This window comes from Paenibacillus sp. FSL E2-0178 (assembly GCF_038593005.1).
Lineage (GTDB): Bacteria > Bacillota > Bacilli > Paenibacillales > Paenibacillaceae > Paenibacillus_AQ > Paenibacillus_AQ phytohabitans.
This window is the reverse complement of the sequence record NZ_CP151953.1, coordinates 7,130,272-7,155,661: the sequence shown is the minus strand read 5'-3', so window position 1 is coordinate 7,155,661 and position 25,390 is coordinate 7,130,272. Positions and strand designations below refer to the sequence as shown.

Annotated in this window: 21 protein-coding genes; 8 read left to right on the top strand and 13 right to left on the bottom strand. The window is 49.5% G+C overall.

The annotated features are described in order from the left end of the window. Window positions 1-2: 2 nt before the first annotated feature. Complete coding sequence (locus tag MHI42_RS30825; protein ID WP_342421648.1) at window positions 3-662, bottom strand: ThuA domain-containing protein; 660 nt, start codon at window positions 660-662, stop codon at window positions 3-5. A 175-nt stretch (window positions 663-837) separates the two neighbouring features. Here MHI42_RS30825 and MHI42_RS30820 point away from each other — a divergent pair, with 175 nt between their 5' ends. The 3 genes from MHI42_RS30820 to MHI42_RS30810 all read left to right on the top strand — a co-directional run bounded on the left by MHI42_RS30820 (window position 838) and on the right by MHI42_RS30810 (window position 4,120). After that, complete coding sequence (locus tag MHI42_RS30820; protein WP_342421647.1) at window positions 838-1,671, top strand: AraC family transcriptional regulator; 834 nt, start codon at window positions 838-840, stop codon at window positions 1,669-1,671. Between the two features lie 128 nt (window positions 1,672-1,799). Continuing rightward, window positions 1,800-2,831 carry an ROK family protein gene (locus MHI42_RS30815; protein ID WP_342421646.1) on the top strand — a complete coding sequence of 344 codons (1,032 nt, stop codon included), beginning with the start codon at window positions 1,800-1,802 and terminating at the stop codon, window positions 2,829-2,831. A gap of 89 nt (window positions 2,832-2,920) precedes the next feature. Continuing rightward, on the top strand, window positions 2,921-4,120 hold the full coding sequence (locus tag MHI42_RS30810) for an MFS transporter (RefSeq protein ID WP_342424838.1): 1,200 nt from the start codon (window positions 2,921-2,923) through the stop codon (window positions 4,118-4,120). 69 nt (window positions 4,121-4,189) lie between these two features. Here the strand turns inward: MHI42_RS30810 and MHI42_RS30805 are convergent, their stop codons facing one another. Next, complete coding sequence (locus MHI42_RS30805) at window positions 4,190-4,906, bottom strand: GDSL-type esterase/lipase family protein (RefSeq protein WP_342421645.1); 717 nt, start codon at window positions 4,904-4,906, stop codon at window positions 4,190-4,192. A 196-nt stretch (window positions 4,907-5,102) separates the two neighbouring features. Between MHI42_RS30805 and MHI42_RS30800 the strand changes: the two genes are divergently transcribed. The 3 genes from MHI42_RS30800 (at window position 5,103) to MHI42_RS30790 (ending at window position 7,431) form a co-directional block, all read left to right on the top strand. Next, window positions 5,103-5,780, top strand: a complete 678-nt coding sequence (locus tag MHI42_RS30800; RefSeq protein WP_256703891.1) for a pectate lyase — start codon at window positions 5,103-5,105, stop codon at window positions 5,778-5,780. A 102-nt stretch (window positions 5,781-5,882) separates the two neighbouring features. After that, complete coding sequence (locus tag MHI42_RS30795; RefSeq protein WP_342424837.1) at window positions 5,883-6,554, top strand: SOS response-associated peptidase; 672 nt, start codon at window positions 5,883-5,885, stop codon at window positions 6,552-6,554. 190 nt (window positions 6,555-6,744) lie between these two features. After that, a complete protein-coding gene (locus MHI42_RS30790) occupies window positions 6,745-7,431 on the top strand; it encodes a Na-translocating system protein MpsC family protein (RefSeq protein ID WP_342421644.1) in 687 nt (228 codons plus the stop codon). 62 nt (window positions 7,432-7,493) lie between these two features. Here the strand turns inward: MHI42_RS30790 and MHI42_RS30785 are convergent, their stop codons facing one another. The 3 genes from MHI42_RS30785 to MHI42_RS30775 form a co-directional block, all read right to left on the bottom strand. After that, complete coding sequence (locus tag MHI42_RS30785; RefSeq protein ID WP_342421643.1) at window positions 7,494-7,883, bottom strand: hypothetical protein; 390 nt, start codon at window positions 7,881-7,883, stop codon at window positions 7,494-7,496. Between the two features lie 451 nt (window positions 7,884-8,334). Continuing rightward, window positions 8,335-9,378 (bottom strand): fibronectin type III domain-containing protein, encoded by a 1,044-nt coding sequence (locus MHI42_RS30780; protein ID WP_342421642.1) that lies wholly within the window; start codon window positions 9,376-9,378, stop codon window positions 8,335-8,337. A gap of 386 nt (window positions 9,379-9,764) precedes the next feature. Further along, window positions 9,765-10,307: a hypothetical protein gene (locus MHI42_RS30775; RefSeq protein WP_342421641.1), complete on the bottom strand. Its 543-nt coding sequence runs from the start codon at window positions 10,305-10,307 to the stop codon at window positions 9,765-9,767. Window positions 10,308-10,505: 198 nt separating this feature from the next. On the opposite strand from MHI42_RS30775, the gene MHI42_RS30770 reads away from it, so the two are divergent. Then, on the top strand, window positions 10,506-11,165 hold the full coding sequence (locus MHI42_RS30770) for a hypothetical protein (RefSeq protein WP_342421640.1): 660 nt from the start codon (window positions 10,506-10,508) through the stop codon (window positions 11,163-11,165). A gap of 55 nt (window positions 11,166-11,220) precedes the next feature. Here the strand turns inward: MHI42_RS30770 and MHI42_RS30765 are convergent, their stop codons facing one another. The 3 genes from MHI42_RS30765 to MHI42_RS30755 form a co-directional block, all read right to left on the bottom strand. Next, window positions 11,221-11,997, bottom strand: a complete 777-nt coding sequence (locus MHI42_RS30765) for an NAD(P)-dependent oxidoreductase (protein WP_342421639.1) — start codon at window positions 11,995-11,997, stop codon at window positions 11,221-11,223. A gap of 81 nt (window positions 11,998-12,078) precedes the next feature. Further along, complete coding sequence (locus tag MHI42_RS30760) at window positions 12,079-12,291, bottom strand: helix-turn-helix transcriptional regulator (protein ID WP_039302486.1); 213 nt, start codon at window positions 12,289-12,291, stop codon at window positions 12,079-12,081. A gap of 8 nt (window positions 12,292-12,299) precedes the next feature. Continuing rightward, window positions 12,300-12,614 carry a DUF6442 family protein gene (locus MHI42_RS30755; protein ID WP_039302483.1) on the bottom strand — a complete coding sequence of 105 codons (315 nt, stop codon included), beginning with the start codon at window positions 12,612-12,614 and terminating at the stop codon, window positions 12,300-12,302. 401 nt (window positions 12,615-13,015) lie between these two features. Between MHI42_RS30755 and MHI42_RS30750 the strand changes: the two genes are divergently transcribed. Continuing rightward, entirely contained in the window at window positions 13,016-18,490 is a 5,475-nt protein-coding gene (locus MHI42_RS30750) for a CBM35 domain-containing protein (RefSeq protein ID WP_342421638.1), read from the top strand. Window positions 18,491-19,161: 671 nt separating this feature from the next. Here MHI42_RS30750 and MHI42_RS30745 read toward each other — a convergent pair. From MHI42_RS30745 to MHI42_RS30725, 5 genes are all read right to left on the bottom strand, one after another. After that, complete coding sequence (locus tag MHI42_RS30745) at window positions 19,162-20,313, bottom strand: DUF4432 family protein (protein WP_342421637.1); 1,152 nt, start codon at window positions 20,311-20,313, stop codon at window positions 19,162-19,164. A 142-nt stretch (window positions 20,314-20,455) separates the two neighbouring features. Next, window positions 20,456-21,163, bottom strand: a complete 708-nt coding sequence (pgmB, locus tag MHI42_RS30740; RefSeq protein ID WP_342421636.1) for a beta-phosphoglucomutase — start codon at window positions 21,161-21,163, stop codon at window positions 20,456-20,458. Next, window positions 21,141-23,399 (bottom strand): glycosyl hydrolase family 65 protein, encoded by a 2,259-nt coding sequence (locus tag MHI42_RS30735; RefSeq protein WP_342421635.1) that lies wholly within the window; start codon window positions 23,397-23,399, stop codon window positions 21,141-21,143. Before MHI42_RS30735 ends, pgmB begins: the two co-directional genes overlap by 23 nt. Window positions 23,400-23,451: 52 nt before the next feature. After that, window positions 23,452-24,276: a carbohydrate ABC transporter permease gene (locus MHI42_RS30730; protein ID WP_171717275.1), complete on the bottom strand. Its 825-nt coding sequence runs from the start codon at window positions 24,274-24,276 to the stop codon at window positions 23,452-23,454. A gap of 20 nt (window positions 24,277-24,296) precedes the next feature. Further along, entirely contained in the window at window positions 24,297-25,172 is an 876-nt protein-coding gene (locus MHI42_RS30725; RefSeq protein WP_342421634.1) for a sugar ABC transporter permease, read from the bottom strand. Window positions 25,173-25,390: the final 218 nt, after the last annotated feature.

The window sequence follows — 25,390 nt, the reverse complement described above, 5'->3', positions numbered from 1 at the left end:
GTTTATTTTGCTGCCCAGATGAAGCCTTTACGCATCAGTTCCTTGGCTTCCGGAATATCGAAGACATCCGCATGATGTCCAAGCGAATTATAGAATACCTTGCCCTGGCCCCAGCGTTTCGTATAAACAACCGGCATGGTGATCACACCGTTCGCTGAATGGTCGCCTTCGCTCAGCACAAAAGTCGTAGTAGCCAGTACATCTACCGCCGGATCTACATGCAGATAATACTGCTCGGACTTCACCTTGAAATCCGGGATGCCTTCCACAATCGGGCTGGAGCCGGATCTTACGATGTTCACTTCATAATCCACCCCGTCGTTGAAGGGATGCGCCACCCACTGTGACCCGGTCAAAAATTGCCATTCTGTATTGTTACGGAAGGAGTCGCACATCCCGCCGTGACAACCGGCAATGCCTACCCCGGAAGCCACAGCCGCCAGCACCGATGCCACCTGTTCACCCGCAATTTCACCCATTGTCCATACCGGCACAATCAGGCTCAATTCCTTAAGCGCCTCAGCGTTGTTGAAGCTGTCCAGCGTATCCGACACCTCTACCTCGAACCCTTCAGCCTCCAGAATACCGGCAAAAATCGCCGCAACCTCATTCGGTTCATGACCATCCCATCCGCCTTTTACAATCAATGCCTTCTTCGCCATATCAAGTTCTCCTTTTTATCCTGAAATCAAATTTGGTTTTGGATTGAATAGCACGTCTATACCCTGAAGAAATTGTAATCCAAACCGGTGGGGGATGCTCGCCATTTTGCTTGTATGGATGGTCATTTTTTGCTATGTTTAGATTTAAATAGCGAAGATCAGAACAGGAGATATCATGAGAGCTTTTCACGAGAACAGAACGTATGGAACAGCTTTTCCCTTCACTGCATTTGTGAGCCACAATATAGATTTCCTGGCCCATTGGCATAACGATCTGGAGATCATCTATGTACTGGAAGGCTCGATCCGGATGGGGATCAACTCTGAAACACGGGTGCTTCAGGCAGGCGATCTGGCCGTATGCAGCAGCGGAGATATTCACTACTATGACAGCAAGGACAACACATCGAAGCTTATTCTTGTCATCTTTAACCCGGCGCTGATCGGCTTCCCTGCAGGCTGGCCCCTGAATCTGCGGCTCACCTCTCCTTTCCGGGAGAACCGGCCGTCTACACCGGAGGATGAGGTCATTAACCGGCGTCTGTCCGCGATTATGCAGGAGCTGCTGCAGGAGCATCTTCTGAAGCCTCCGCATCATGAGCAGCTGATGACCGGCCTTTTGCACGAGCTGTGCGCATTGATTCTGCGGCATATGCCGCTGGAATTAGTCAATCCTCATAAGGATAAACGGCGCATTACGAATATGAAGATCATGCAGGAGGTTCTGGAATACCTTGACGTCAATTACATGCATCCCATCACCCTTGCCGACGCCGCCAATCACGCCAACATGAGCCTGTTCTATTTCTCCCGCTTCTTCAAAAGCATCTCGGGCATGAGTTACATTTCGTACCTCAATAGTATCCGGGTCAATCAGGCCGAACGGCTGCTGCTGAATACAGACACAAGCATACTCGATATCGCGCTGGAATGCGGTTTCTCCAACATCCGCACCTTCAACCGTGTATTTAAACAGGTCAAGCAGCGGACACCAAGCGAGCTTCGTTGATCATGTGTTAATGCTGCGGTGCGGTTCTGCTAATCATCTCTTGCTTATTTGCCGGGAAGTCACTACAATACACTTATTACAACTCTTTTAATAATAGGATTATAATCATCCGGGAGGAAGGTTGCGCTATGGTAAATCCGTCTCATAACACACAGCTGGTGAAGAAAATAAATGTGGAACTGGTGAAAAATATACTCCGCACATCCGGCACAGGCACCAAAGCCTCCATCGCCGGACAGACCCGGCTGAGTGTAGCCACCTGCGGCACCATTCTCAATGAACTGGTTCAGACCGGGGAGATTCTGGAGCTTGGGTGGGAGGAATCCAGCGGAGGCAGACCGGCGCGGAAATATCAGTTCAACGCCAATTATTCCCTCATGATCTGTATGATCGTGCGTTCGGAGGGCGGGATTCAATCCATTAGCTATGCGCTGGCGAATCTGAATGGTGAGATTATGGAGCAAACGGACAAGGTGCATGAGCAAATTACCGTAGACACCTTAACGGACTGGCTGGATCAGATTATTGAGGTTCACCCGAATGTTCAGGCGGTCGGCATCGGCATTCCCGGTGTAGTCCAGCAGGACCGGATTGGGATCTGTGATGTTCCGGCGCTCGCAGATCAGCCCCTTGGCATTCTGCTGAAGGAGCGCTATGAAGAGGTTGAGATTATTATCGAGAACGATATGAATCTGACGGTTTACGGCTTGTATCAGCGGCTGTTTCCGGATGCGGAGAGCCATTTTGCCGTGCTGACCTTTCCCAAGAACCATTTCCCGGGGGCCGGCTTTATGGTGAATGGACGATTGCTTAACGGGAACAGCTTTTTCAGCGGAGAAGTGTCTTACCTGCCTTATGGCATTCCGAGGGAGCAGCAGCTGCAGCTCCTGCAGAAGGGCGGAGATTCCGTCAAGCTGGCTATACATGCACTGGTATCCATTATCAGCATTATTAACCCTGCTACGATCGTCGTCACCGGTGACAATATATCGCCTGAGATGCTGGAGGATCTGCGCAGCGGGTGCCAGGAGATTATTCCGCCCGAGCATATGCCTGAGCTGATCATCCAGAATGACACCCGCCGGGAATACATGGCAGGACTGATTACAACAACCATGGAAAGCCTGACCTACCGGTTCCAGCTGGTGGAACGGAAGTAAGCCAAACATTATTTTATCATCATTCAGGAGGCATCACTTTGAAGGCTCAAGCACGCAATTCTGCTGGCAAACGTAACACTATCTATATTATGCAGCTCGTAACCATTTTTCTGGGCTTTGTCGTCTTCGGAATCTCAGAAAATATTAAAGGACCCGCAATCCCGCGGATTCAGCTCGCTTTCAATCTGGATGAAGGACAGCTGGGTACACTGCTCTCGCTGAATGCGCTGGGCTACCTGATCGCCTGCTCGTTCACTGCTATTCTCGTCCGCAAATGGGGCATCAAGGCGGTCAGCATTATTTCATTCGGTTCAATGGTTCTCTCCGGAGTACTGATTTTCCTGTCGCATACCTACCCTCTATTCGCTTCCTCCTACTTCCTGATGTACATCGGCAACGGGATGCTGGAGATTGGCCTGGCGATTCTGGGAGCACGTATTTTTGTAAAAAACACGGGGATGATGATGAATTTATCCCACTTCTTCTATGGACTGAGTTCGACTGTAGCGCCGCTGCTGGCCACCGGGGTTATGTCGCTGAGTGTGTTTGGACATATGCTGGACTGGCGCGGAATGTATCTGGTGATGCTGTCGCTCTGCCTGATGCCGATTGTGTCGGCGCTGCGCAGTACTTTTCCCGGGGATGATCTGCCGCATGAGGACCGTACTTCCTTCAAGACCTTGATGCGCGATCCTGCGCTCTGGATGATGGTAATGATCCTGTCCTTCGGGGTTGTCTCCGAGCTCGCCGTTGGCGGCTGGCTGGTTAATTTTCTGGAAAAAGCTTACGCCTGGGATACCGTCAAGGCCTCCGGCATGCTTTCCGCCTTCTTCCTGCTGTTCTCTCTGGGAAGACTCGTAATCGGACCGCTGACAGACCGGATCGGCTTCGTGCTCTCGCTGATTATTTTCTCAATGCTCTCGGCAGGTTGTACCTTTGTAGCGCTGGCCGGCGGGGAAAGCCTTGCTTTTCTGTTCGCCTTGTCCGGCGCAGGGATCGCGATCATCTACCCTACCGTCATGGCCTTTATTGCCCGCCGCTATCCTAACGGGAGTGATACTGCGATTACTTTTGTAGTCACGCTGATGGGTCTCGGCAGTGTTATCGGGAACTATATTATCGGCTGGGTGATTGAACTCGTTAAGACGGTCTATGGCCGTTCAAGCGAGCTTGGTCTGCTGCGCGGCCTGCAGGCGGGCTATGGCTTCATCGGGTTATGTGCTGCGGTCTGCTCCGTGTCGGGAATTGTGCTGTATGTGTATTTGAAGCGGAGAGGGGAACTGATCTGAGGGCAGTGGTATAACTGAACAGCGGCTCTCCTGCTCCGGAGGACCGCTGCTTTGCATTCTATCCTATGCTTATAGATATTCTTTTAGATTATTAAGGACCACCGCGTAACCATTCGCATACATATGAATCCCGTCCATCGTGTAATCTTCCTTCAGATTCCCTTCCTCATCCGTCAACCCTTCATTCACATTAATGAACGCATATCCATGCTGCGCTGCTAGCTTCTCCACTTCGGCATTGGCTTCGCGTAACGCGGCATTTGTTCTGGTGCTGAACATTCCCGCCTTCATCTCTTGATCCACTCCGCTGAAATCAGCCTTAGCATTCACCGGATAGTACGCCATGACATACACCTTGCATTCCGGCAGCCTTGCTCCGATCTGCGTCAGAATCTCATTATAGTTCGCAAGCAGATGCCCGACTTGATATTCGCCGTCTGCTGAGCTGATGTCATTGGTGCCAATATTAATGAACAGCTTAGAAGGCTCCAACTCAACAATACATTCCTCCAGGGAATTTAACAGCTCACTGGTTACATAGCCCGCAATTCCGCGGTTGTAAATAATCGTCTGCTTCTCCAGCGTCTGCTGTAATTCATTAACCGGAAAATACTCCATCAGTGAGGAACCGGCCATTACGGTCTGCCCTTTCTTGGCATATGTATTCAGAATCTTATACTTTCTTACTTTCTCTTCTTTCTCTCTTGTCATATTATTGTTCATAATCTCGTGGATAAGTTCTTCCTGCGTCAATGTAATCTCCTCCATTCTACTATTGTTATACACTATAACCGAGCTTGCAGCTCCCTCCAAATTGTGTCGGAAATATGGTAATTGATCTCAGTAGAACTAATTTGTTCTATGCACACGTGTTCCGAATATCCTATATATCGGGTGCGGGCAGAGGTGCACATCTGGTCAGGACACCTGCAAGATACCGGTTCGCCGGATCTATACTCTACAGTTGAAGGGCGGAATATTATTGAAAAAGGTTGTGGGCTTACTCCTGTCGGTTGTTATGTTGTCTTCGTTCTATGTTGCCAGTCCGGCCAAGGTATCCGCTGCAACGCCAATTGTTGTCAGTACAACGATTGTTGTTCCAGCAGGAGAGACCTTTAACGGTAATGGCCAGACTTATGTCGCCAATGCGAGTACACTTGGAGATGGCAGCCAGGCAGAGAACCAGAAGCCAATCTTCCGGCTGGAGAAGAATGCTACACTCAAAAATGTAATTATCGGTGCTCCCGGCGCAGACGGGGTGCACTGTTATGGAAACGCTACAATCTCTAATGTGACCTGGCAGGATGTGGGCGAGGATGCATTGACGCTGAAAGCCTCCGGTACAGTCAATATTACGGGCGGAGGTGCATATAAAGCTTACGATAAAGTGTTCCAGGCAAACGCTGCGGGCACAATCAACATTAAGAACTTCAGAGCCGACGACATCGGCAAGCTGGCCCGCCAGAACGGCGGAACCTCCTACGCCGTGAACTTCACACTGGACAGCTCTGACATATCGAATGTCAAAGATTCCATCTTCCGTACAGACAGCAGCAGCAGCGCCGCAAAAATCACCAACACCCGCTATCACAATGTACCCACCCTGTTTAAGGGCTTTGCCTCAGGTAAAACCAGCCAGTCGGGCAACACGCAATATTAAGGTGAAGTAAGCTGGCATAACTGCAACCGGATAATCAATCCAACACTTACCTCCTCTATCCATAGAAGCCAAGCGCTATAATTGGATGAGGAGGTTGATTATATGTGTGGACGCTTTACCATTACGGTCACCCTGGAAGAACTAATTACGCACTACTTAATCGATGACAGCAAATTAGCTACACTGAAACCCAATTATAATGTAGCTCCCATGCATAATGTTCCGGCGGTAATTGCCAGTGTCGCGGGGAAACGCTTGGGGGAACTGCGTTGGGGGCTGATACCATTTTGGGCCAAGGATGAGAAGATCGGCAGTAAGATGATCAATGCACGCGCGGAGACGGTGGCCGAAAAGCCTGCCTTTAAACGACTGCTTAAAACCAAGCGCTGTATCATTCCGGCTGATGGATTTTATGAGTGGAAAAAGGACGGGACCAGCAAGCAGCCCTATCGGATCCTCATGAGTGATGGCAGCCTCTTCTCCTTCGCCGGATTGTATGACACTTGGGAAGATCCGGAGGGAAAGAAATTGAGCACCTGTACCATCATCACCACTACTCCGAACAGTCTGATGGATGATATTCATGACCGTATGCCGGTGATCCTCCGGCCGGAGGATGAGGCTGATTGGCTGGGGAGAGACAATGACGATGTCGAGTCCTTATTAAAACTGCTGAAGCCTTACGATGCAGCGAAAATGCGGGCTTATAAGGTCCCTTCGGCTGTGGGGAATGTACGGAATAATTCTAAGGAATTGCTTGAGGATATAGGATAAATGCAAACCCGTCAGTCAATCAGACAGACGGGTTTTATTCAGTAATCTTAGTTCAAGGCTGTTGATATACATATCTTTGAATAAATAGCACATGTTTATTTTGTTATATATTTGGTGAGATTAAGATAATAATTATTAAGTTTTCTACGTCATGCTTAGTTAAAAATACATATAAGAACGGCGGTAAAACATGAGCAACGAAATAATTACCACAAAAATCAAAGGTATCATCATCGAGCTATTTAGTAAAAGCTTTGGAGAAAGCCCTAAAAATGTCCATGTTATTTTAGATGAACGTTGTCTGGTTATTCGATTGGAAAGATTCATGGGGGAAATTATTGAGGAACTAATCTTAACAAATGATTACGATGCATTACGTTCCACCAGAGAACTTATTCTGGATTTCTTACTGCCTGATTTTTTAAATCAACTTAGAAATTTTTCGGATTTGGAATTTGATAGTTTTTATTATGACTGTGATGACAACAATCTTTCAGGTGTAATAACAGGTTTAATAAAAGATAATAACTATCAGAACAATGAAGACTATTATCCGGGAAAAGAAAAAATCCACCTTCAGATCTGTAAAATCACTTACGAAGTTGAAAAAGTTCCCGACTTCACTTATTCCTTTTGGGCAGATAAAAATACATTTGTCATCGTTAGAGAAGGTTTATTAATTGAAATTGAAAAATACCTTATTCGGCTTGACGGGGAAAATGCTTTACGCACAGCTAAAAGAACATTAGAGAAAACTCGTTTCATTGAAGATGCCTATACCTCTGCGATATTAAACCGGAGGCTAGCAGGCATATATTTGGATTGGACGTTTGAACTTGATAAAAGCATCTTGGTATATGTTTTTGAAGAAAAGTAAAACAGCTTATAAAAAAAATACCCCGCCGACCAGTTAAGGTTGACGGGCTTCTACATCATTTGCTATTGTATCTCTTCCATGAAAAACTGCTGTAAATCCAATTCTGATTTTATATTCTCAATTACATTTTTCAAACCAGGAACCCAAAGCAGAGTATCTTGCCGAATATAGTTTAAAACTAATGCACAACTCCGTTCAAATTTTTCAAGATGCGGACTGTGATCACTTTTTAAAACATTTCTGACCTCTTCTGCCAATTCCATATAATCTGAGTCAATGTGATCTTGTTTACTAATTTCTGCGGGTTTTAATTTGGACCAGGCATAAGCGCCTCCAGCTACTACCTCTTCCGATCCTTCTACATATTCCAGAGACGAATCCTCATTTATAAATTCGTTGATCCGCTCCTCCAGACCTTTGAAAGTTTGAACGAAATTAACTACGTCTTCCAAAGAGACACCTCCCAAATAGATAAGAAGATGTGATTTTCGCTTGCTGTACAATTTCTTCAGTTAGCAATCACAATCTTGTGTGATTCCAGTATATCGCAATTTGAAACACATATTCAATCAAGAATATTTTACTAGAATTACATCATTATCACTGCTAATCGGTTTGAATAATAGTACAGAGGGTATTGTATAATTAAGACTTGGGAAGGAGTTGTCCAGTCATGAATCAAACGGAGATTCACTCTACTTTAGAAACGGCTAATCCCTTACGGTTTCATCTAATTAGTGGTGAAAATTACTCCGGTATATTCACTAAAGACGAGCAGACAGGATACATAAAATTAATTGGTACGAGCATATCATTTCCGGTCTGGGCGATTAAACGTATCCATAAAACCCTTTAAAACAACCCGTCAGGCATAAGCCCGGCGGGTTGTTTTGTCGTAGTTTATTATTCTTCAGATGCGTATTCATCTACGTTGAAGGTAAGGATCTTATCGAAAACTACATACTCTGTTCGTTTAGCAAATGGCCCTTTATTCCAAGTCTTGATGAAAGCATACTTGGCCATTCCAACACCTGCATCTTTTTGGTCATACCAGTCTATAAAGGCATTCACTTCGGTCATGGACAGATCGTATTCTTTTTCGGTTCCGTTGTTAAGATAAATTGTTAGGATTGCGCGTCCAGTTTCGGGCACTATTATAGCTGTTGCTTCTTTCGAACCGATACTTTCACCCACTACATTAACTGCGGTTACCACATAATAATATTTCACATTACTGGTAACGTTAGTATCAGCGTAAGTAGCATTCGTTACGTTAGAAGCAATGGTTTCATAAGGGCCTCCAGAAGTTATTGATCTTTTGACTTTATATGCAGTTGCATTTGTGACTGCAGTCCAATTGAGATTAATTTTATCCACTGCTGCCGCTGCATAAAGTTCCAATGGAGCAGATAAGTTAGGATTGATTAAATAACCTGTAGCATCAATATCAATAGCATCAATATCTAATCTCCATTCTCCATTAGTCCCGCTGATAAGCTTAACCTCATGAATGCCTACTGGTAAATTTGTTTTTTCGTAGGTGAGTATCTGTCTTTCTGCTATTGTTGTTCCCATTTTCGGGTTAAACTGCTCACTAATTCCATCAATGTTCACTGAAATGTCGTTAGCAAAATCCGAACCTGTACTTGATATTAGTCTCAACTTGGTTCCGTAAAATTTAAAACTTACTTCATTGCCACCTTTTCCTTTAGCTGAGTAATGATGATTTAAGTTATATAGGTTTGCTACTCCTGAATCGTAAATCCAGTTTGCTCCAAGATAAGTAAAAGCACTATGGCTATCGTCATATCTCATCCAACCAGCCTCTGGTGCTATTAGTTTAGTACCTACTGCCGCAGCATACGTATTAGTTTGTCCAGAAAAAAACAACACCCCTGCGAATATAACCAATACTAGTTTTGATACTATACTCTTCCATTGTTCCACAAAATCCATCTCCTTTAATATGTATGCATCAAGCCTACACTATATAAAGGCGAACAAACAGTCTGTTTCTCGACAGGAATTTACAATACACTTAAGGGTTATTGAGGAAATATGTGGATGTAATTTATGAAAAAAAGCCCTCCGGCCCGCTTAGGTCGATGGGCTACTTTATGTATGCTCTAAATTCAAATTGCCGAACAAAACGGGCAGCGGCTATTATAAATGCGACGTGTATCCCCTTACTACTCCGCCATAATCCATGAGTTGGCGAATAGAGTACGAATCTCCTCGGTACCATCCAGAACCATAAATCACTTGGAATAATTATATATATTCGCAAGTGAATCCCCCACTGAATGCCAGCAGGGGAACACACCATCATCAATTCATCTATAGGTCATGGCCATTTGCTTATCTGTTAACAGAATACTACGTACATATCCGTTACCATCAAACATAACTGAAATGAGATGAATTTTTGTGTTATCTTCAATATTTTTAGCCCACTCAGATTCTTTTACAAACTGTTTGCTGTCTGAATTGTAAGCATAATCCAAATTTTTCTCAAGATCCGCCAGATATTGATCCCCATAAATTTTTTTAACATCCTCTTTGGACATTCCGATTATCAAACCGCCGACCGTCTCATACATATCCTCCGATTCTTCAGTCAAATTAATACCCGCCACTTTATCCTCACGGTACATAATCCTTACTCCGGAGCTGTAAGCGAATGAATTGCCGATTTTTATATCTTCGCCTTCACCAAGCACTTTTTCCGCATCCACACGATTCATTCCATATTGAACAACCGCTTTATCATCATCCACCTTTTTTATGGCTAAGTCTTTCGTGGTGAGTCCTCCATTTGAAGATCCACAAGCAGTCAAACTGAACAGAAATAATAATGCCAGTATACTCTTCCTCATGTCCAACCCCCTAGATGATTTACCTAAAGTTTACCATAGGGAGAAATACGAAAAAAGTCCCGCAGGCCCGATGAACGGATACCGCAGGTCCGTGGTGCTGAAGCTAAATGTCATATCAAATGGGTGCCCCCTTCGCCCAGAGCTTTAACAATTTATTAACATCCGGATTGTAGAATGCTATAGATCGTATGAAGCGGGATGAAAGGAGGGATTCACATCAGGGAGCTACTTGACCGTTACCGGGGGGATTATCAGGAGCGCACCGCCATGGTCAACGCCGTATCTCTGGCTGTTAATGCTGTGATTGGCGCAGGCAAGCTGATTCTTGGCGTGTACCTCCTTTCCGGCTGGTTGATCACCAACGCCATTTATTATTTGATTCTCAGTGCGGCAAGAGGTCAGGCGCTCCACAAGTTCGCAGCCGTCAAACAAATCGAACAACCCGGCGAGAGGCTCCAGCTGGAGCATAACATTTACAGGCGCAGCGGCCTGTCCCTTTGCCTGCTGGGCATCAGTTATCTGCTCGTTTCCCTGCGGATGTATGTCCTCGGGGATGCCCTTATTTTCAGCGGAAACCTTGTCTATCTCGTCGCTGCCGTTTCATTCACCAAGCTTGGGATGGCGATTTACGGTATGACGGCCAACCGGAATTTGAAGGGTCCCATTGTATCCACACTCAAAATATTCAGCTTCACCGACGCCTTAGTCTCCATCGTAGTCACTCAATACACCCTGCTGACTATGCAGCACTCCCCCAGAGCCCTGGACAGCAGTGCTTTGCTCGGGATGGGTTTCAGCCTTTTCTTTGTATGTATAGGTATGTATATGGCTTGCACAAAAAAAGCACGCGAAAAATAATCTTCGCATGCCTTCTTTATATACAGGTAACAGAAATCGCGGATTGCGCTGCTTCTTACTCCTGCTGCCCGCCCTGATATTCGGTTTCATCCTTGCGTATTTCCCGGCCCTCCGCCTTGGCCTGTTCGAGCAGCTCCGCCGCATCATCCTGGGGCTTGTATCCGATCAGCTCCTCCAGATAACCAATGGTATAATAGTTGTCACTATTCGCCGAGGTCCCGTACAGATTCAAATATTGCAGTTCCTCATCCGCCTGAATACAGCAGTTGACCAGCTGCAGCAAATCACGCTCCGAGATCCAGATATGCCCTGCCCGCTCCGAATGGGGACGGTCATCCCCGGGGAAGTTGCCAATCCGGATATTCAGTGAAGAAATCTTGCCCTGATCCGAATAGAGGCGGCCGAGCAGCTCGATATAACATTTGCTTAATCCATAGAAGCTGTCCGGCCGGTAAGGGTCTGACGGTCCCGTTGTCTCATCCGACTTATAATAACCGGTCGCATGATTGGAGCTGGCGAATATAATGCGCCTCACCCCATTCTGCACCGCCGCCTCAAACAATTTATACGCACCCGCTACATTCCCCTGAAGCACCTTACCTAGGAAATCGTCTTCATCCTTAATCCAGGCAAAGTGGAGCACCGTATCGATCCCCTTAGTAAGCTCCGCCAGCCGTGCTTCATCATTAATGTCCAGTTGGGCGATCCCCTGCTCTTCGTCTGCCTGTATATCTGCGCCGGTTACTTCATATCTGCTGTCTTCTTTCAGCCCTTTGAAGAGTGCGTTGCCGATCCTTCCAGCCGCTCCGGTCAGTAAAAGTTTGCGTTTCATTCATCCCAAGCCCCTTTCCAGCCTGCTAGTCCTAAGCATTATTAACCGCTGGAGTGGAAAAGATTACAAACGGCTTGAATTTTACAGATCAAAATAAAATAACTCTTCAAATTTCATGTCCAAAGCAATACATAGAACAAGCGCCAGCTTAGCAGTAGGATTGAACTGTCCGGTTTCAATCGAACTTATCGTATTCCTTGAAACACCCACCATTTCTGCCAGCTCAGCTTGGGATATTTTTTGCTCTGCCCTTGCCTCCCGCAGCCTGTTTCTCAAAACCAGCTTATCATTCATGTTGACTCCTATCCTGCAATTAAAAAGTACTTTACGAAAAAATAGATGCTTAATACAGGTCCTGCGATAGCTTTAATTAAATCTAATTTCTTTTTAGTTATACTATAGATCCCGATACTTTCACAGCCTAAATACCCCATAAATACCGCTACTAATGCAGTATTCGTCTCTTGATGATTATCGTATAAATTATAAACAGCCAGGATGCTAAAAATAATCAGCATACCCAGGACTCCAAATTTCCTGCCTCTATTATGAACAAATTCTCTACCTTCGTCGTTCTTCTCTTGTCTGCTTTTTTCTAATATCAGTTCCTTTTCCATTAGAAATCCTCCTTTGATTATGACAAGTAAACTTGGCATCTTCATTATAATACGCCAAGTTTACTTGTCAATAATCAATCCGAAATTTTACAATAAAGACCAGTCAAAATAACATAAGAAAGCTAAAAATATAGCAAGAACACCGGGCTGCTCTCCCCGCCCCCTCTCCGGCTCGGCCAATCGCTCAAAATATCGCAAAACATGATGCGGAAAAACAGTTCCGCTCTTATTTTATAATGGAAGCGTAGCGCTGCAATTAATAGTAAGCGGTTTCAAGAAAAGCAGGGTCATATCTTTGCGGAGGAGGGCAAGTGAACATAACTTTTGTCAAATTGATCAGAAATTGCTTAGAAAAGGAGATTCATATGAGGAAAAAAAGCTCAAAGCTGCTCCCCCTGGTGTTGATACTTTCATTACTGCTGTCAGGCATCTCTTACGCGGATGTAACCTCAAATTACGTTAACCCGCTTATGGGCGGTGCTGATCCTACAGTGGCCAGGGCTGCGGACGGTTATTACTATTCTGCATCTTCAGGCGATAACAACATCACCTTGAAGAGGCATGAAACCATTCTCGGCGTATCTACGGCCAAAAGCAAAGTGGTCTGGAAGAAGCCCGATAACTTCGGCTATGTGTGGGGTCCATATGTCTACCGGCTGGACGGCAAGTGGTATCTGTATTTCTCTTCCGGCCCGGAGGACAGCTTCGGATATGGACATCCAAGCTCCTACGTTCTGGAGAACGCATCACCCGATCCTTTTGAAGGAACCTGGGAGCTGAAGGGCGAATCCGCCAATGAAGACAGCGACGGGCAGGTTACGGTCAAGCAGGGACTGCTGAACACGGAAGGCTACGGTTTGGCCTGCGGCGTGGTTACTATTAAAGGGGAACCCTACTTCACCTATACCAAATACTATTATTTCGAGGACCCTCAGAACCCGGAGAATACGAAATTCGATGAGAGTCCGACGATTGTCAAAATGAAGAACCCGTGGACCCTGGAGGGCCCGGAAGGCACGGTGGCCAAACCGGAATATGATTGGGAAAAGAAAAACGATAATATCAACGAGGGCGCTGCGGTAGTCGAAAGAAACGGTAAAATCTATTTTGCCTACTCGGCCAGCAGCTTCATGAATGATAACTATGCGGTAGGCGTATCCGTTGCGGATGCATCCTCAGATGTGATGAATGCGGATTCATGGGTCAAATATCCTGAGCCTGTGATGAAAAGATCGGATGAGAACAGCTCGTATGGCCCCGGCTCTCCCCTGTTCCTGAAGTCCGAAGACGACAGCGAAGACTGGATTCTGTATCACGGCATACCGACCCATGGGCAAGGCGGCGGGAACAGAGGCATAAGAGCGCAGCGGATTCACTGGGATGATAATGATTTCATCAATCTTGGCATTCCTTCCAACCCCGGCACAGTCCTGAACAGACCTTCCGGAGAAGAGAGAAGCGAAATCTATGAAGCCGAGGAGGCAAAGCTGTCGGGAGTAGCGAGAATCCCCGGAGGAACCGCTTATGCTTCGGGCGGCGTATACGAGAAGTACAATAACAGCAGCACTAATGACTATATAGAGTTTACAGTAAACACTACTGCTGGCGGGACCTACTCGCTGGATTTCAGATACAACAATAACACGGCGAATCCGGTTACCATGAAATTAGGCGTTAATGGGGCAGCCCGCGATCTTTCCTTCCCTTCGAATGCCGGATTTGAGGCGAATTTCGATCTGAAATCCGTTTATAACCTTCAGCTTAACGCCGGAAGCAACACAATCCGCCTGTCCGGCAAGAGTGCTTTGGCTCTGGATGCCATGATTATCAAGCGCAGCACCTTGTATGAAGCAGAAAATGCCGTGCTGTCCGGCAATGCAAAGGTTGATGCAGATCATCCGGGTTACAGCGGAACGGGATTTGCCGGAGGACTCTGGACCTCTAGCTCTGCCGTTTCATTCAAGGTAAATGCCGCTGCTGCCGGCAGCTATTCGGTTAAGCTGGGCTACAGCCTGGGATTCAACGATGACCGGACGCTGACTATGTATGTAAACGGGCAAAAGCTTAAGCAGGTCGATTTCTTCAGCCTAAAAAGCTGGGACCGCTGGGCCGACCGCTATGATAATGTTTTCCTTCAAGAAGGGGAAAATACAATCACTTATAAATATGACGAAGGCGATACCGGCAACGTCAATCTGGACTTTATAACCGTAACAGAAGCCACTACCTGGCATTATGGAGCAGAAGATGCCAAGCTGACTGGCGGTAACGATGCTGCAGTGGTTTACGCCAAAGACGGCAATCTGGGAACCGGTTATGTCACCGGGCTGTCCAAAGCGGGTTCGTCCGTAGAGTTCGCGGTAAATGTGGAGAATGCAGCCTCTTATGATGTGAAGCTGAGATATGCCAAAGAAGCTGCAGGCACAATCTATGGCCTGTATTTGAACGGCACGAAGATTAAGAATATTAGCCTCCCCTCTACCGGCGGACTTACCGTCTGGAGGGAGCAGCTTGACACGTTAAGTCTGAAGGCGGGTAAGAACACAATTACTTATAAGAATGAAACAGGAAACTCCGGCATTCTAAGTATGGACAGTATTCACCTTAACAAGCGTACTCCGTGGAGATATCAGGCCGAGGATGCCACCCGGCAAGGAAGCCTCAAGGTTGTCAGGGATCATTTATGGTATGAAGGCAACGGGTTCGTAGGCGGATTCGAGCAGACCGGGGACACGCTGAAGTTTGAAGTAAATGTTCCTAATACGGCTGATTATACGTCAACTTTGCGTTATTCCGGGGTACAAAGCTCGAATATTACCATGTCGATGGTGGTCAATGGACAGAAAATCAAGCAAGTGTCCTTAACTCCGACAGCGAATTGGGATATCTGGGCTAACAGTACGGAGTCCGTGAACCTCAAAGCCGGCAGGAATACGATTGAATTCATCCGCGAACAAGGAGATACCGGCAGATTCAATGTCGACAGTCTCACGATTGATAAGACGAGCGGCGGATTCATGAGCTCGATTGCGGGCAAGATCATTCCGGAGAAAATGGTCAAAATCCAGCCCAAGCACAGCGGAAAAGCATTGGATGTGGACAGAGTCTCCAGTGATCCGCTGGCGGTGATTAACCAGTGGTCCAACGGTGACGGTAATAATCAGCTGTGGAGATTCCTGGATCTCGGCACAGGCTATTATCAGATCCAATCGGTCCAAAGTGGCCATGTGCTCGATATTCTTCCCGGTTCAGCAATCCAGCAGCTGTGTCAGAATACAAAAGCTTCCGGAACGATACCGGATACGCAGCAGTGGAAGCTGGAGAAAGACGGAGATTACTACAAGATCATTAACAAAAGCAATAATAAAGTAATCACTGTAGAAGGAGCGTCCAAGAGTGACGGTGCAGCAGTGAGAGTAGCGGATGATCAGGCGAAGGATAACCAGCGGATGAAAATTGAAGTCCGTAACCTCAGCAATAGTGAAATCAGCGCTCTGACCGAGCTGAACGGGCGCTATGATATTACTTTTGATGCGGGTGGCGGAAGTCCGGCGCAGACAGTCGTTCAGGCTGCATACGGCGAGCAGTTAACGGCTCCGGCCGTAATGAATAAAGGTTATGTGCTGGAGGGCTGGTATAACGATTCAGAAAAATGGGATTTTGCCAATCAGACCGTGCCGGGAGTAATGACGCTGACGGCCAAATGGAATCAAAAGGCGCCGGAGGTGCAGATTGTCAGTGAAGGCTTGATGCGGGCGGGTTCAGCTGGAGTACTCCGCGCCGCCGGTAAAGGAGAAGGAACCCTGTCCTTCACCTGGTACCTCGACAAGGGCGATGGCTATGGTTATGGTGAGCCGGTCGGTTCGGGCGACAGCCTGACGCTGGCGGCGTTGACAGAAGCGATGAGCGGCTACCGGTATAAGGCGGTTGTGGCAGACGATAGCGGCTTAACCGGCGAGCAGGAATATATATTGCAAGTGCTCCCGGCTGCAGTAGAGTGGATTCCCCCTGCCTTTGCGGTAGATTTACCTTCTGCCATGGACGCCGTTGAGGGCGAACCTTTGACGCTGCTCGTTGATGCAACAGGTGACGTAGCGTCTATCGGTTGGGAAGTAAAACGTCCGGACAGCGGGGATTGGCTGCCGCTAACGAGTGTTACCGGTGCAGTATACCGCTTCACGCCGGGAATGGAAGATGACGGAACGCAGTACCGTGTGGTGCTGACCGGCAAAGCCGAGATGAATCCGGAACGTATCACCGGAACGGAGCTGGTGCTCAAGGTCTATCCGGCACATGAAATACCGGTGGTCCAGTCGTTTACGGCAAGTGTAAATCCGGTAAAGGAAGGGGATTCAGTTACCTTTAACGTTGTAGCCAATTCTGTGTATGGAGAGCTGAGCTACCGCTGGCTGAAGAACGATCTTGTGCTGGATGGTGCGGCCGGGAGCAGTCTGACACTGGATAAGGCTGCTATATCTGATGCAGGGGCATACAAGGTTGAGGTTATGAACACCCGTATGATCGGGGAGTATGCTTATATGGATGCGGTCGATACAGAGACGATTGAGCTGACTGTCAACCGTCAGCCGGTAACACCAACAGATCCTCCGGCGACACCAACGGACCCGCCGGTGACAGCAACAAGTCCGCCTTCATCTACGGCGAAGCCTGCGGCAACACCACAGCCTACCGCAACGCCGGGTCCTTCGGCTGCAGTCATAACAGCTGCTCAGCTGAGCAGTCCTGCGGTGAACGGTGTAGTTACAGTGCAGGCGGGGCAAGCGGCTGTGGTTGAGCTTCCGGTGAATGCCGGGGAGCTGCTGGGAACCTATTCCCTGCGTGTGCAGGGAGACGGAATAGAGCTTGTGCTGGCGCCGGAGCTGCTGAAGCAGCTGGCCGAAGCCCTGCCTGCTGGCGGGAGCAGCGGTGCCAAGATTGTGCTGAAGGTGCAGCCCAAGACACTGGAAGCTGCGAAGCTGAAGACAGAAGCTGGCGTAGCGCTGGCAGGCAAGCTGATGGATTATGACCTGAGTCTGGTAAAGGCAGACGGGACAGCGCTCCATCTGGAGGATTATCCGGTTCCGGTGAGCGTCAGCTGGCAGGCCGCCGGTCTGGACTCGAGGCTGCTTGGCCTGTACCGTGTGAGCAGTGACGGTACACTCACTTATCTGGGCGGAGCAGCTGAAGCGGGCAGATTAAAGGGACTTCTCGAGGGCAGCGGCACGTATGCGCTGCTGGAGTATTCCAAGCAATTCAGCGATGTTCCAGTCACACACTGGGCGTTCGAAGCCTTGCGTGAGCTGTCTGCGAAACATCTGATCAAGGGAATCTCGGAGCAGGCTTATCAGCCGGGCCGGAATATTACCCGGGCTGAATTCGTGCAGCTGATGGCCGGTGCGCTGCAGCTGGGCGGCAGAGGTAGCAACAGTGGCAACGGCAGCGGGAACGACAGTGGGAACGGCGACAGCGACACCAGCGGGAACGACAGCGGGAACGGCGACAGCAGTGGCAGCATCGCATTCGCTGATGTTCCGCAAGATGCCTGGTACAGGGATGCTCTTTCCGGCATGGTGCAGGCAGGGCTGATTACCGGACGGAGTCCGGTGTCCTTCCAGCCGAATGCAGAGATCAGCCGCGAAGAGATGACTGTCATTCTGATGCGGGCTTACAAGCTCCAGCATGGTGCAATCCCGGCCGCTCTAGACAACACTACTTCTATAAAGGATGCTGAGGACATCTCCGGCTGGGCAGCGGATCAGGTAGCCGCTGCGGCCTCACTCGGCTTCGTGAACGGACGGGCGGACGGAACCTTTGCTCCGAAGGCTGCCGCCACCCGTGCAGAAGCTGCGCAGATTCTGCTGAATTATTTGAAATAAGTCTAGCACGGAAACAGAGTGTAGCTGTTCCGTTCTGCAAGGCATAAATAAGGCGTCCCCCTGGATACAGTTCCTGGGGGAGCGCCTCTTATATATCCTATGACTATAAACTTCTACTTCTACTTCTACTTCTACTACTTCCGGAGCAGATTCGTACGAAATCGCTTCCCGGAATCAGATGCAACCGAACAATGGCTTAAGACCACCTGGCGAGGATACAAATGTTGTACTTTCTGCAACTTGCCTGCCAGGATACGGGGCTGTAAGGGAGGATTGTTGTACGAAATGCAAGAATTTCCCCGGTAGGCCGCTCGAGGAAGGAGAAATGTTGTATTTCATACAACAATCTTTAATTACCGCCGATTTAAGGAGACAAATGTTGTATTTCGTGCAAGATTTCAGGTTGTATACGCACGCTGGAGGGATGCCCGCAATAAAGTTTGCTGTCTACCGAAAACCAGGAACATACTGAAAGTTAAATAACCAGCCGCCGGTAGCTTTCCGGTGGCTGGTTATTTGTAATCCCTTTTAAACCTATTGTAGAAGGAACTTAGATTCTAACCTGCGGTGCTGGCCGAATCCTTGATCTACACAGGAAGTGTCAATCAGTTGGCCATCGTTCTTAAGTTTACCTTAATATAGCTGGAGTCCATGCTCCGGGTATAAATCAGTTATTTTGCTGCGCTACGGATCATGTGCGCAAGGGTTGTGATTTCCTGGGGATCACGCGAAGCCCCGATGATGATCCAGCCGGTGCTCTGGCCGCGGGGGCCGATATAGACTACTTCACCGTCTATCGTTTTTTGCTCCAGCGAATTGGGTCTGGTCTTGCAAGGCTCCAGCGCATACATGCAGTCACTGATCGCCCGTTTGGCGATTAGTGACCGGGGATAACATTGCAGGGAACGAATGACATAGGCTGCCGTATCCTGCCCGGCGTTCACCAGCATCTCGGCTGTCAGCTGCTCCCCGCCCCCGTCTGCACAATAGTCCCGGACCTGCGGCAAATCCAGAAGCCCCTCTACCGGCTCAGGAACGTATTGATAACAGCGGATCGGGTCCAGCCTGGTCTCGGAATCGTAGATGGTTAACGGGTCCACCTCAGGCGGGGCAGAGTCGCGGAGCAGCATTTTTGCGGTGGAGACCGGCAGGATATAACTCCCCCCACCCGTCATATAAGCTCCTGCCAGCTGAATATGGTACCCGTCATCCATTGGCTGGGCAACCTCCGTTAAATTCCGTACCGTGTCTTCCCGGAACAGGTAGGCTGCCCCATAGCGGGTTACGATCCGGACTGTTTTGGCATACACAGGCAAGGGCCCGTAGCCCCTCACCGGAACATTACCCTCCAGGCAGATCTGCTGCTCATCCCAGGTCAGCCGCACCGATTCCGGCAGTGCCGGGGAATAGGACCCCGTCCCGTGGACGGTTCTTACCTCATCCGGGGTACCGAAGATTTCCGGCCCAATGGCAGCCACCGCTGCATAGAAGCCTGAATCCCAGCCCGAATGCTCATTGTCGGATAGATCTACATGATCCGGATGGAGCAGGTACCGCTCTTCACGCTCCCAGCTGATTTTCTCCGCATCCAGCCGGATTTCCCCAATGTCCATCCCCCGTTCCAGAATCACGGTAAAGACAAGCCGGCCATTGGATATAGTCAAAAGGTGTAGGTGCGAGCCGAAGGAGTCCGTAACAAGCGTCAGGGTGACAAAGCCTCCTCCAGGCAGCACCTGGGGAGTGCCCGGCTGCAGCTGCTCCAGCGTCAATTCGCTTATTCGCTGACTACTATTTTGCTCATTGCTGTTCGGTTCATTGCTCATTCGCTGATAGTTCTTTTGCTCGTTGCTATTCGTCTCATCACTTATTCGTTTATTACTTACTCGCCCTTTGCTTATTCGTTCATTACTTACTAGCTCATCGCTTACTCGCCCATCGCTTACTCGCTCATCACTTCCCCGCCCATTACTCATTCAAACAGTCCCCCCTTCCGGAGGAACCGTTTAAGCCAATGTGGCTAAGCAGAAACACGGGGTCAAGCTTTTCGAAGCTGGCGATGGTAAGGTGAGCGCGGGCAAGCAGTGCCCCGTCTCCGATACCAACAACCCGCATGCCCGCCCGGATCGCCCCTTCTACACCGGCGGCCGCATCCTCAAAGACAAAACAAGCGGCCGGGGCTACTCCAAGCAGCCTGGCTGCTTGCAGGAACACCTCCGGGTCCGGCTTCGCCCTGCCGATGGTGTTCCCGTCCGCCACTGCGTCAAACAACGGCCTGATGTTCACCTTCTCCAGAATCAGCGGAGCATTTTTGCTGGCTGAGGCAATCGCTGTTCTGACTCCGCGTGAGCGTAACAGCCCAAGAAAGCCGCTTACACCGGGTAATACATCACCCGGAGTAAGCGTCTCCAGCAGCTCCTTGTACCACTCATTTTTGCGGGAGGCCAGCTCCTCCTTACGTTCCGCCGTCAGATCTGTGATTCCGCCGGAGCGCAGCAGAAGTTCAAGCGATTCCATACGGCTAACGCCCTTCAGCTGCTCATTGGTGCTCTCGCTGAAATCGAAGCCGAGCTCACCGGCAAGTCGCTTCCAGGCATGATAGTGAAATTTCGCGGTATCGACAATGACACCGTCCAGGTCAAAGATAGCTGCCTCAAAGGGTTGTGCCCGCAACATAGCCCCTCCCTTCCAGCTTGTACACTTCATGAGCATCCGGATGAATCGTGATCCGGTAGCGCTCCCCCTGCCAGGCAAGCTGGAAGCTCAGCTCCGTCCAGCCCTCAGGCAGCCGCGGCTCAAGCTTAATGTCCTTGCTCCACATCGCACTCTTCAGACCGGCTAACCCGTAGACGATCAGCTGCCACAAGCCGCCGCAATTGGCGATATGAATCCCCTCGGCAGCACCCTTCTTCTCCAGCGAAAGGTCGATAGCCATCACCCGCTGCAGGAAATTCGCCGCCGCTTCCGGCTGATTCAGCCAGGAGGCCACAATGCCGTGAACCGCCACGGACAAGGAGGAATCATGGGTAGTGATCGGCTCATAATAATCATAGGAGGCCTTCAGCTGCTCCTTGGAGAATTCCTGCGGGAACAGCAGCATCAGTTCCAGAACATCCGCCTGCTTAAGCGCCTTGGAGCGGTAATTGCGCTCCTGGGAGATGAAATGGCCGAAGGGTCTGGACCTGTCAGTCCAGATCCCGGCAAAATCCACATCCGCAAAGGAAGCAAAATCGTCAGACTGCGGAACAATTCCCGTTCCGCTGTCATAGGGCAACCGCAGCTTCTCCGCCGTATGCCGGAACAGCTCTTGTTCCTCCGGGCGAATACCCAGCCGCTCTACAGCAGCTGCATAGCTGTCCGGTTTGCTGCCTTGCAGGCTGTCCAGGCAGGCAATCGTCTGCTCCAGACTGAATTTGACCATGCGGTTGGTGAAGGCATTGTTACGGGTAAAGGGCAGATATTCGTCCGGTCCCATCACGCCGAGCAGCTCGCCCACTCCTTCCCGGTTCCAGTCTACCCGGTCACACCAGTACCGTGCCGTCTCCACCAGAATATCAATGCCGTAGTGCTCCAGGAAATCTTGATCGCCTGTTGCCCGCACATAATGGTAGAGGGCATACACAATATCCGCTGTTATATGAATTTCATGATCGGCGTATTGCCAGTTGGCGCATTGCTCTTCCCCGCTTAACGAGGACTCCCAGGCATACCTTGCTCCCCTGTAACCATAATTCTGCGCATTGCGTCTGGCTCCGTCCAGCGTATTGTAGCGGAACAGAAGCAGATTGCGGGCCGCCTGCGGGTTGGTGTGCAGGTAGAAGGGCAGCAGGTTGATCTCTGTGTCCCAGAAATACCGGCCGAAATAGGCCTCACCGGCATACCCCTTGGCACAAATCGCCACCCGGGCATCCTCCGGTGCGTTGGCACGAAGCAGATGATAGAGTGAAGCGCGGACATTTAATTGCGCCAGATCATCTCCCTTGATGATGATATCGGCCCCCTGCCATTTGCTCTTCCAGCAAGCAGCATGCCGTTCATATAGCTGGTCCCAGCCTATCTTACGTGCATGGCTAAGCTGCGCAAGCGCTCTGCTGCCGGCTTCGCCCTCCTCCATATCCCGGTCCGTGGTCACCGCCGTCAGCTTACTGATAGTCAGCCGGTCCCCGATCTGCATGGCGAATTCACCCCGGAGAGCAGCCGTCACCAGGCTATTCTCCTCCTGCCAGATCACCGCTTCAGAGGCTTCAAGCACAGAGTGCATGAAGATCCGGTTCCCCTGCTCCGTCAGCGTTTCAAGTGACAGGCTGCCCCCAACTTCCGCCGTGGGAACTACACTATCAAAATGATTCATCCCATTGGTGCGTACATCTCCCCGGAGAGAAGCAGCAGCCTCCAGCCTGCCTTCGCCTGCCAGCACCTCAACCTGTATTCGCTGGATACACAGATGGGTATCCGCCATACTGATGTAGCGCTCGAAGGTGCACTGTAGCTGCATGCCCTCTGCTGTCTCCCAGATTAATGTACGATGAAGGCTTCCATCGCGCAGATCCAGCCAGCGTCTGTAGCCGCTGATCCGGGAGCGGTCCATATCCAGGCTCTCCCCCGCAGAGCACAATTCAAGCCCCAGCATATAAGGAAGATTAACAATCTCCTCCTTCAGCAGCGGATGCCGGGCGACAATGCCCGGGATGAATGTCCCCTGCTTGGACTTCGGATGCCGCGGCTTCTCCAGCGTGACGTTATCCGGAAAGCGCAGATACTCCTCATCCTGAGGGGCATCGCTGCACCCCTCTTCAAAGCTTCCACGGGCATGCATATAGCCGTTCCCCTGGGTAAACAGCCCCTCATAATGCTTATGCAGTCCGGCATCATACCCGTTTTCTTTCAGACACCACAGGTGTTCCTCATTCATCTGCAACCCCTCAATTCTCCGGTATCTTTCCTTGGCATTCCCGTCCGCTCCGTCATCCCTTGACCGCTCCCGCAGCAAGTCCGGATACTACCTGCTCCTGCAGCAGGATATAGACTACAATACTCGGAATGATGACGACCATCGTAGCCGCAAACATGACGCCGTAATCACTGGCAAACTGGCTTTTGAAATAATAGAGCGCCAGCGGCAGGGTCCGGCTCTGATTGCCTGTCGTCAGAATGATCGCGAATTGAAATTCATTCCAGCAGAGCAGGAACTGCATGACTCCCGCCGTGCCGAAGCCCGGCTTCGAGATCGGCAGTATAATCCGGAAGAAGGTCTGAATGAAGCTGGCACCATCCAGGTAAGCCGATTCCTCCATCTCCTTGGGGATCGTCAGGAAGTAGCTGGATAGAATGTAGAGCGAGACCGGCAACCCAAAGCCGGTATAGACAATAATAAGTCCGATCAGCTTGTCGTACAGCCCGAGCGCGTTAACCGTCAAGTACAGCGGCTGCAGCATCGCAGCGCCGGGAATCAGCAGCGAGAGGGAGAAGGCTCCCATCAGCAGCTTTTTACCGCGGAAGTGAAAGCGCGCCAGGACATAAGCTGCCATTCCGAGCAGAAGCAGATTGAGCAGTGTTCCGAAGATCCCTACAATTACACTGTTGATGTAGAACCGGGATATCGGCGCGATCTGGAAGGCCTTCGTGTAATTGGAGAAGCGGAAGCTGCTTGGCCAGCCGAGGGAATTGCTCAGAATCTCGGCATTCGTCTTAAACGAAGCCAGCAGCACCCACAGGAACGGACCCAGCGACAACAGGACAATCAGGATTACAAATCCATACTTAAGTACACCCAAACTTTTTTTCAACATTCTCACCCCATCCGCTCCATTCAGTTTTGGGAGCTGCCTATTCTGAACAGATTTCGGCATAGCAGGACAAAGATCAAGCCAAAGCCGATTAGGAAAACGCCCACTGAGTTGGAATAACCGAAGTTATTGTCCATGAGAGCGGTCTTGTAAATGTAAATGGGCAAATTCATCGTTTGATTGCCGGGTCCGCCGCCTGTTGTCATTAGAATAATATCCATCTTCTGCAGCATGCTTGTTCCCGACAGAATCACGCAGGTCCCGATAATGTTGCGCAGCATAGGAATGATGATGTACAGGTTGATCTTGAAATTGCTGGCCCCGTCGATACGTGCCGATTCGAACAGACTTTCCGGAATGGCCGCAATCTCGGCCAGAATGAGAATCGTGACGACTGCCGCATACGGCAGCCAGGTCATCGTAACGGATAGAAAAGCCGTGGCATAATCCATGAACCAGTTCTGGGAGTAATCCGCATTGCCGAATAAACGGACGATACTGTTCACCGCACCGAATTCAGGATTGAGCATACACAGGAACAGCATACCTACGGCAGCCCCTGAGATAATATTCGGAAACATGTACACTGTGCGGGCAAACTTCCAGTAGAATTCCTTCATACTGAGAATAACCGCGAACAGGGTGCCGATGGCCACGTGGACCGTAGATTGCAGCACGACCCAGATCCCCGTATTCAGTGCGCTTTGGCGAAAATCGGCATCGTCCGTGAACAGCTTGATATAGTTAGCGAGACCGATGAACACCGGGCTGCGTCCTGCCGACCATTCCGTAAAGGATGTGCCGAACAGAATGACAAGTGAGACGGCATAAACAATAATAAACAATGCTACAGTCGGTAGCAGGAAAAGCGTGATATACCCTCTATTTTTCCTAACCATCCATATGGTCCTCCCCAATCCTCGTCATGCAATATAAGCTAAAATTAAGATGCTAACTTAAAGTTCAATCGTCACTGCGGTGAATATTTGGACTTCCGGCCGCTGCCCGCCCCCAGATTTCTTGATTTAAACCGCTGTTCGCGGTAGAAATCCGGTGACTGCTTATGCTTCCGGAGTGAGCTTTCCTCGGAAAGCTTTCAGGCGATCGCTATCGCTCC

Bases quoted from the DNA above. Each gene is read 5' to 3' on its own strand.
- MHI42_RS30825 (WP_342421648.1), bottom strand. From the start codon at position 662: ATGGCGAAGAAGGCATTGATTGTAAAAGGCGGATGGGATGGTCATGAA.
- MHI42_RS30820 (WP_342421647.1), top strand. From the start codon at position 838: ATGAGAGCTTTTCACGAGAACAGAACGTATGGAACAGCTTTTCCCTTC.
- MHI42_RS30815 (WP_342421646.1), top strand. From the start codon at position 1,800: ATGGTAAATCCGTCTCATAACACACAGCTGGTGAAGAAAATAAATGTG.
- MHI42_RS30810 (WP_342424838.1), top strand. From the start codon at position 2,921: ATGCAGCTCGTAACCATTTTTCTGGGCTTTGTCGTCTTCGGAATCTCA.
- MHI42_RS30795 (WP_342424837.1), top strand. From the start codon at position 5,883: ATGTGTGGACGCTTTACCATTACGGTCACCCTGGAAGAACTAATTACG.
- MHI42_RS30790 (WP_342421644.1), top strand. From the start codon at position 6,745: ATGAGCAACGAAATAATTACCACAAAAATCAAAGGTATCATCATCGAG.
- MHI42_RS30775 (WP_342421641.1), bottom strand. From the start codon at position 10,307: ATGAGGAAGAGTATACTGGCATTATTATTTCTGTTCAGTTTGACTGCT.
- MHI42_RS30770 (WP_342421640.1), top strand. From the start codon at position 10,506: ATGAAAGGAGGGATTCACATCAGGGAGCTACTTGACCGTTACCGGGGG.
- MHI42_RS30765 (WP_342421639.1), bottom strand. From the start codon at position 11,997: ATGAAACGCAAACTTTTACTGACCGGAGCGGCTGGAAGGATCGGCAAC.
- MHI42_RS30760 (WP_039302486.1), bottom strand. From the start codon at position 12,291: ATGAATGATAAGCTGGTTTTGAGAAACAGGCTGCGGGAGGCAAGGGCA.
- MHI42_RS30755 (WP_039302483.1), bottom strand. From the start codon at position 12,614: ATGGAAAAGGAACTGATATTAGAAAAAAGCAGACAAGAGAAGAACGAC.
- MHI42_RS30745 (WP_342421637.1), bottom strand. From the start codon at position 20,313: ATGAGCAATGAACCGAACAGCAATGAGCAAAATAGTAGTCAGCGAATA.
- pgmB (WP_342421636.1), bottom strand. From the start codon at position 21,163: ATGTTGCGGGCACAACCCTTTGAGGCAGCTATCTTTGACCTGGACGGT.
- MHI42_RS30735 (WP_342421635.1), bottom strand. From the start codon at position 23,399: ATGAATGAGGAACACCTGTGGTGTCTGAAAGAAAACGGGTATGATGCC.
- MHI42_RS30730 (WP_171717275.1), bottom strand. From the start codon at position 24,276: ATGTTGAAAAAAAGTTTGGGTGTACTTAAGTATGGATTTGTAATCCTG.
- MHI42_RS30725 (WP_342421634.1), bottom strand. From the start codon at position 25,172: ATGGTTAGGAAAAATAGAGGGTATATCACGCTTTTCCTGCTACCGACT.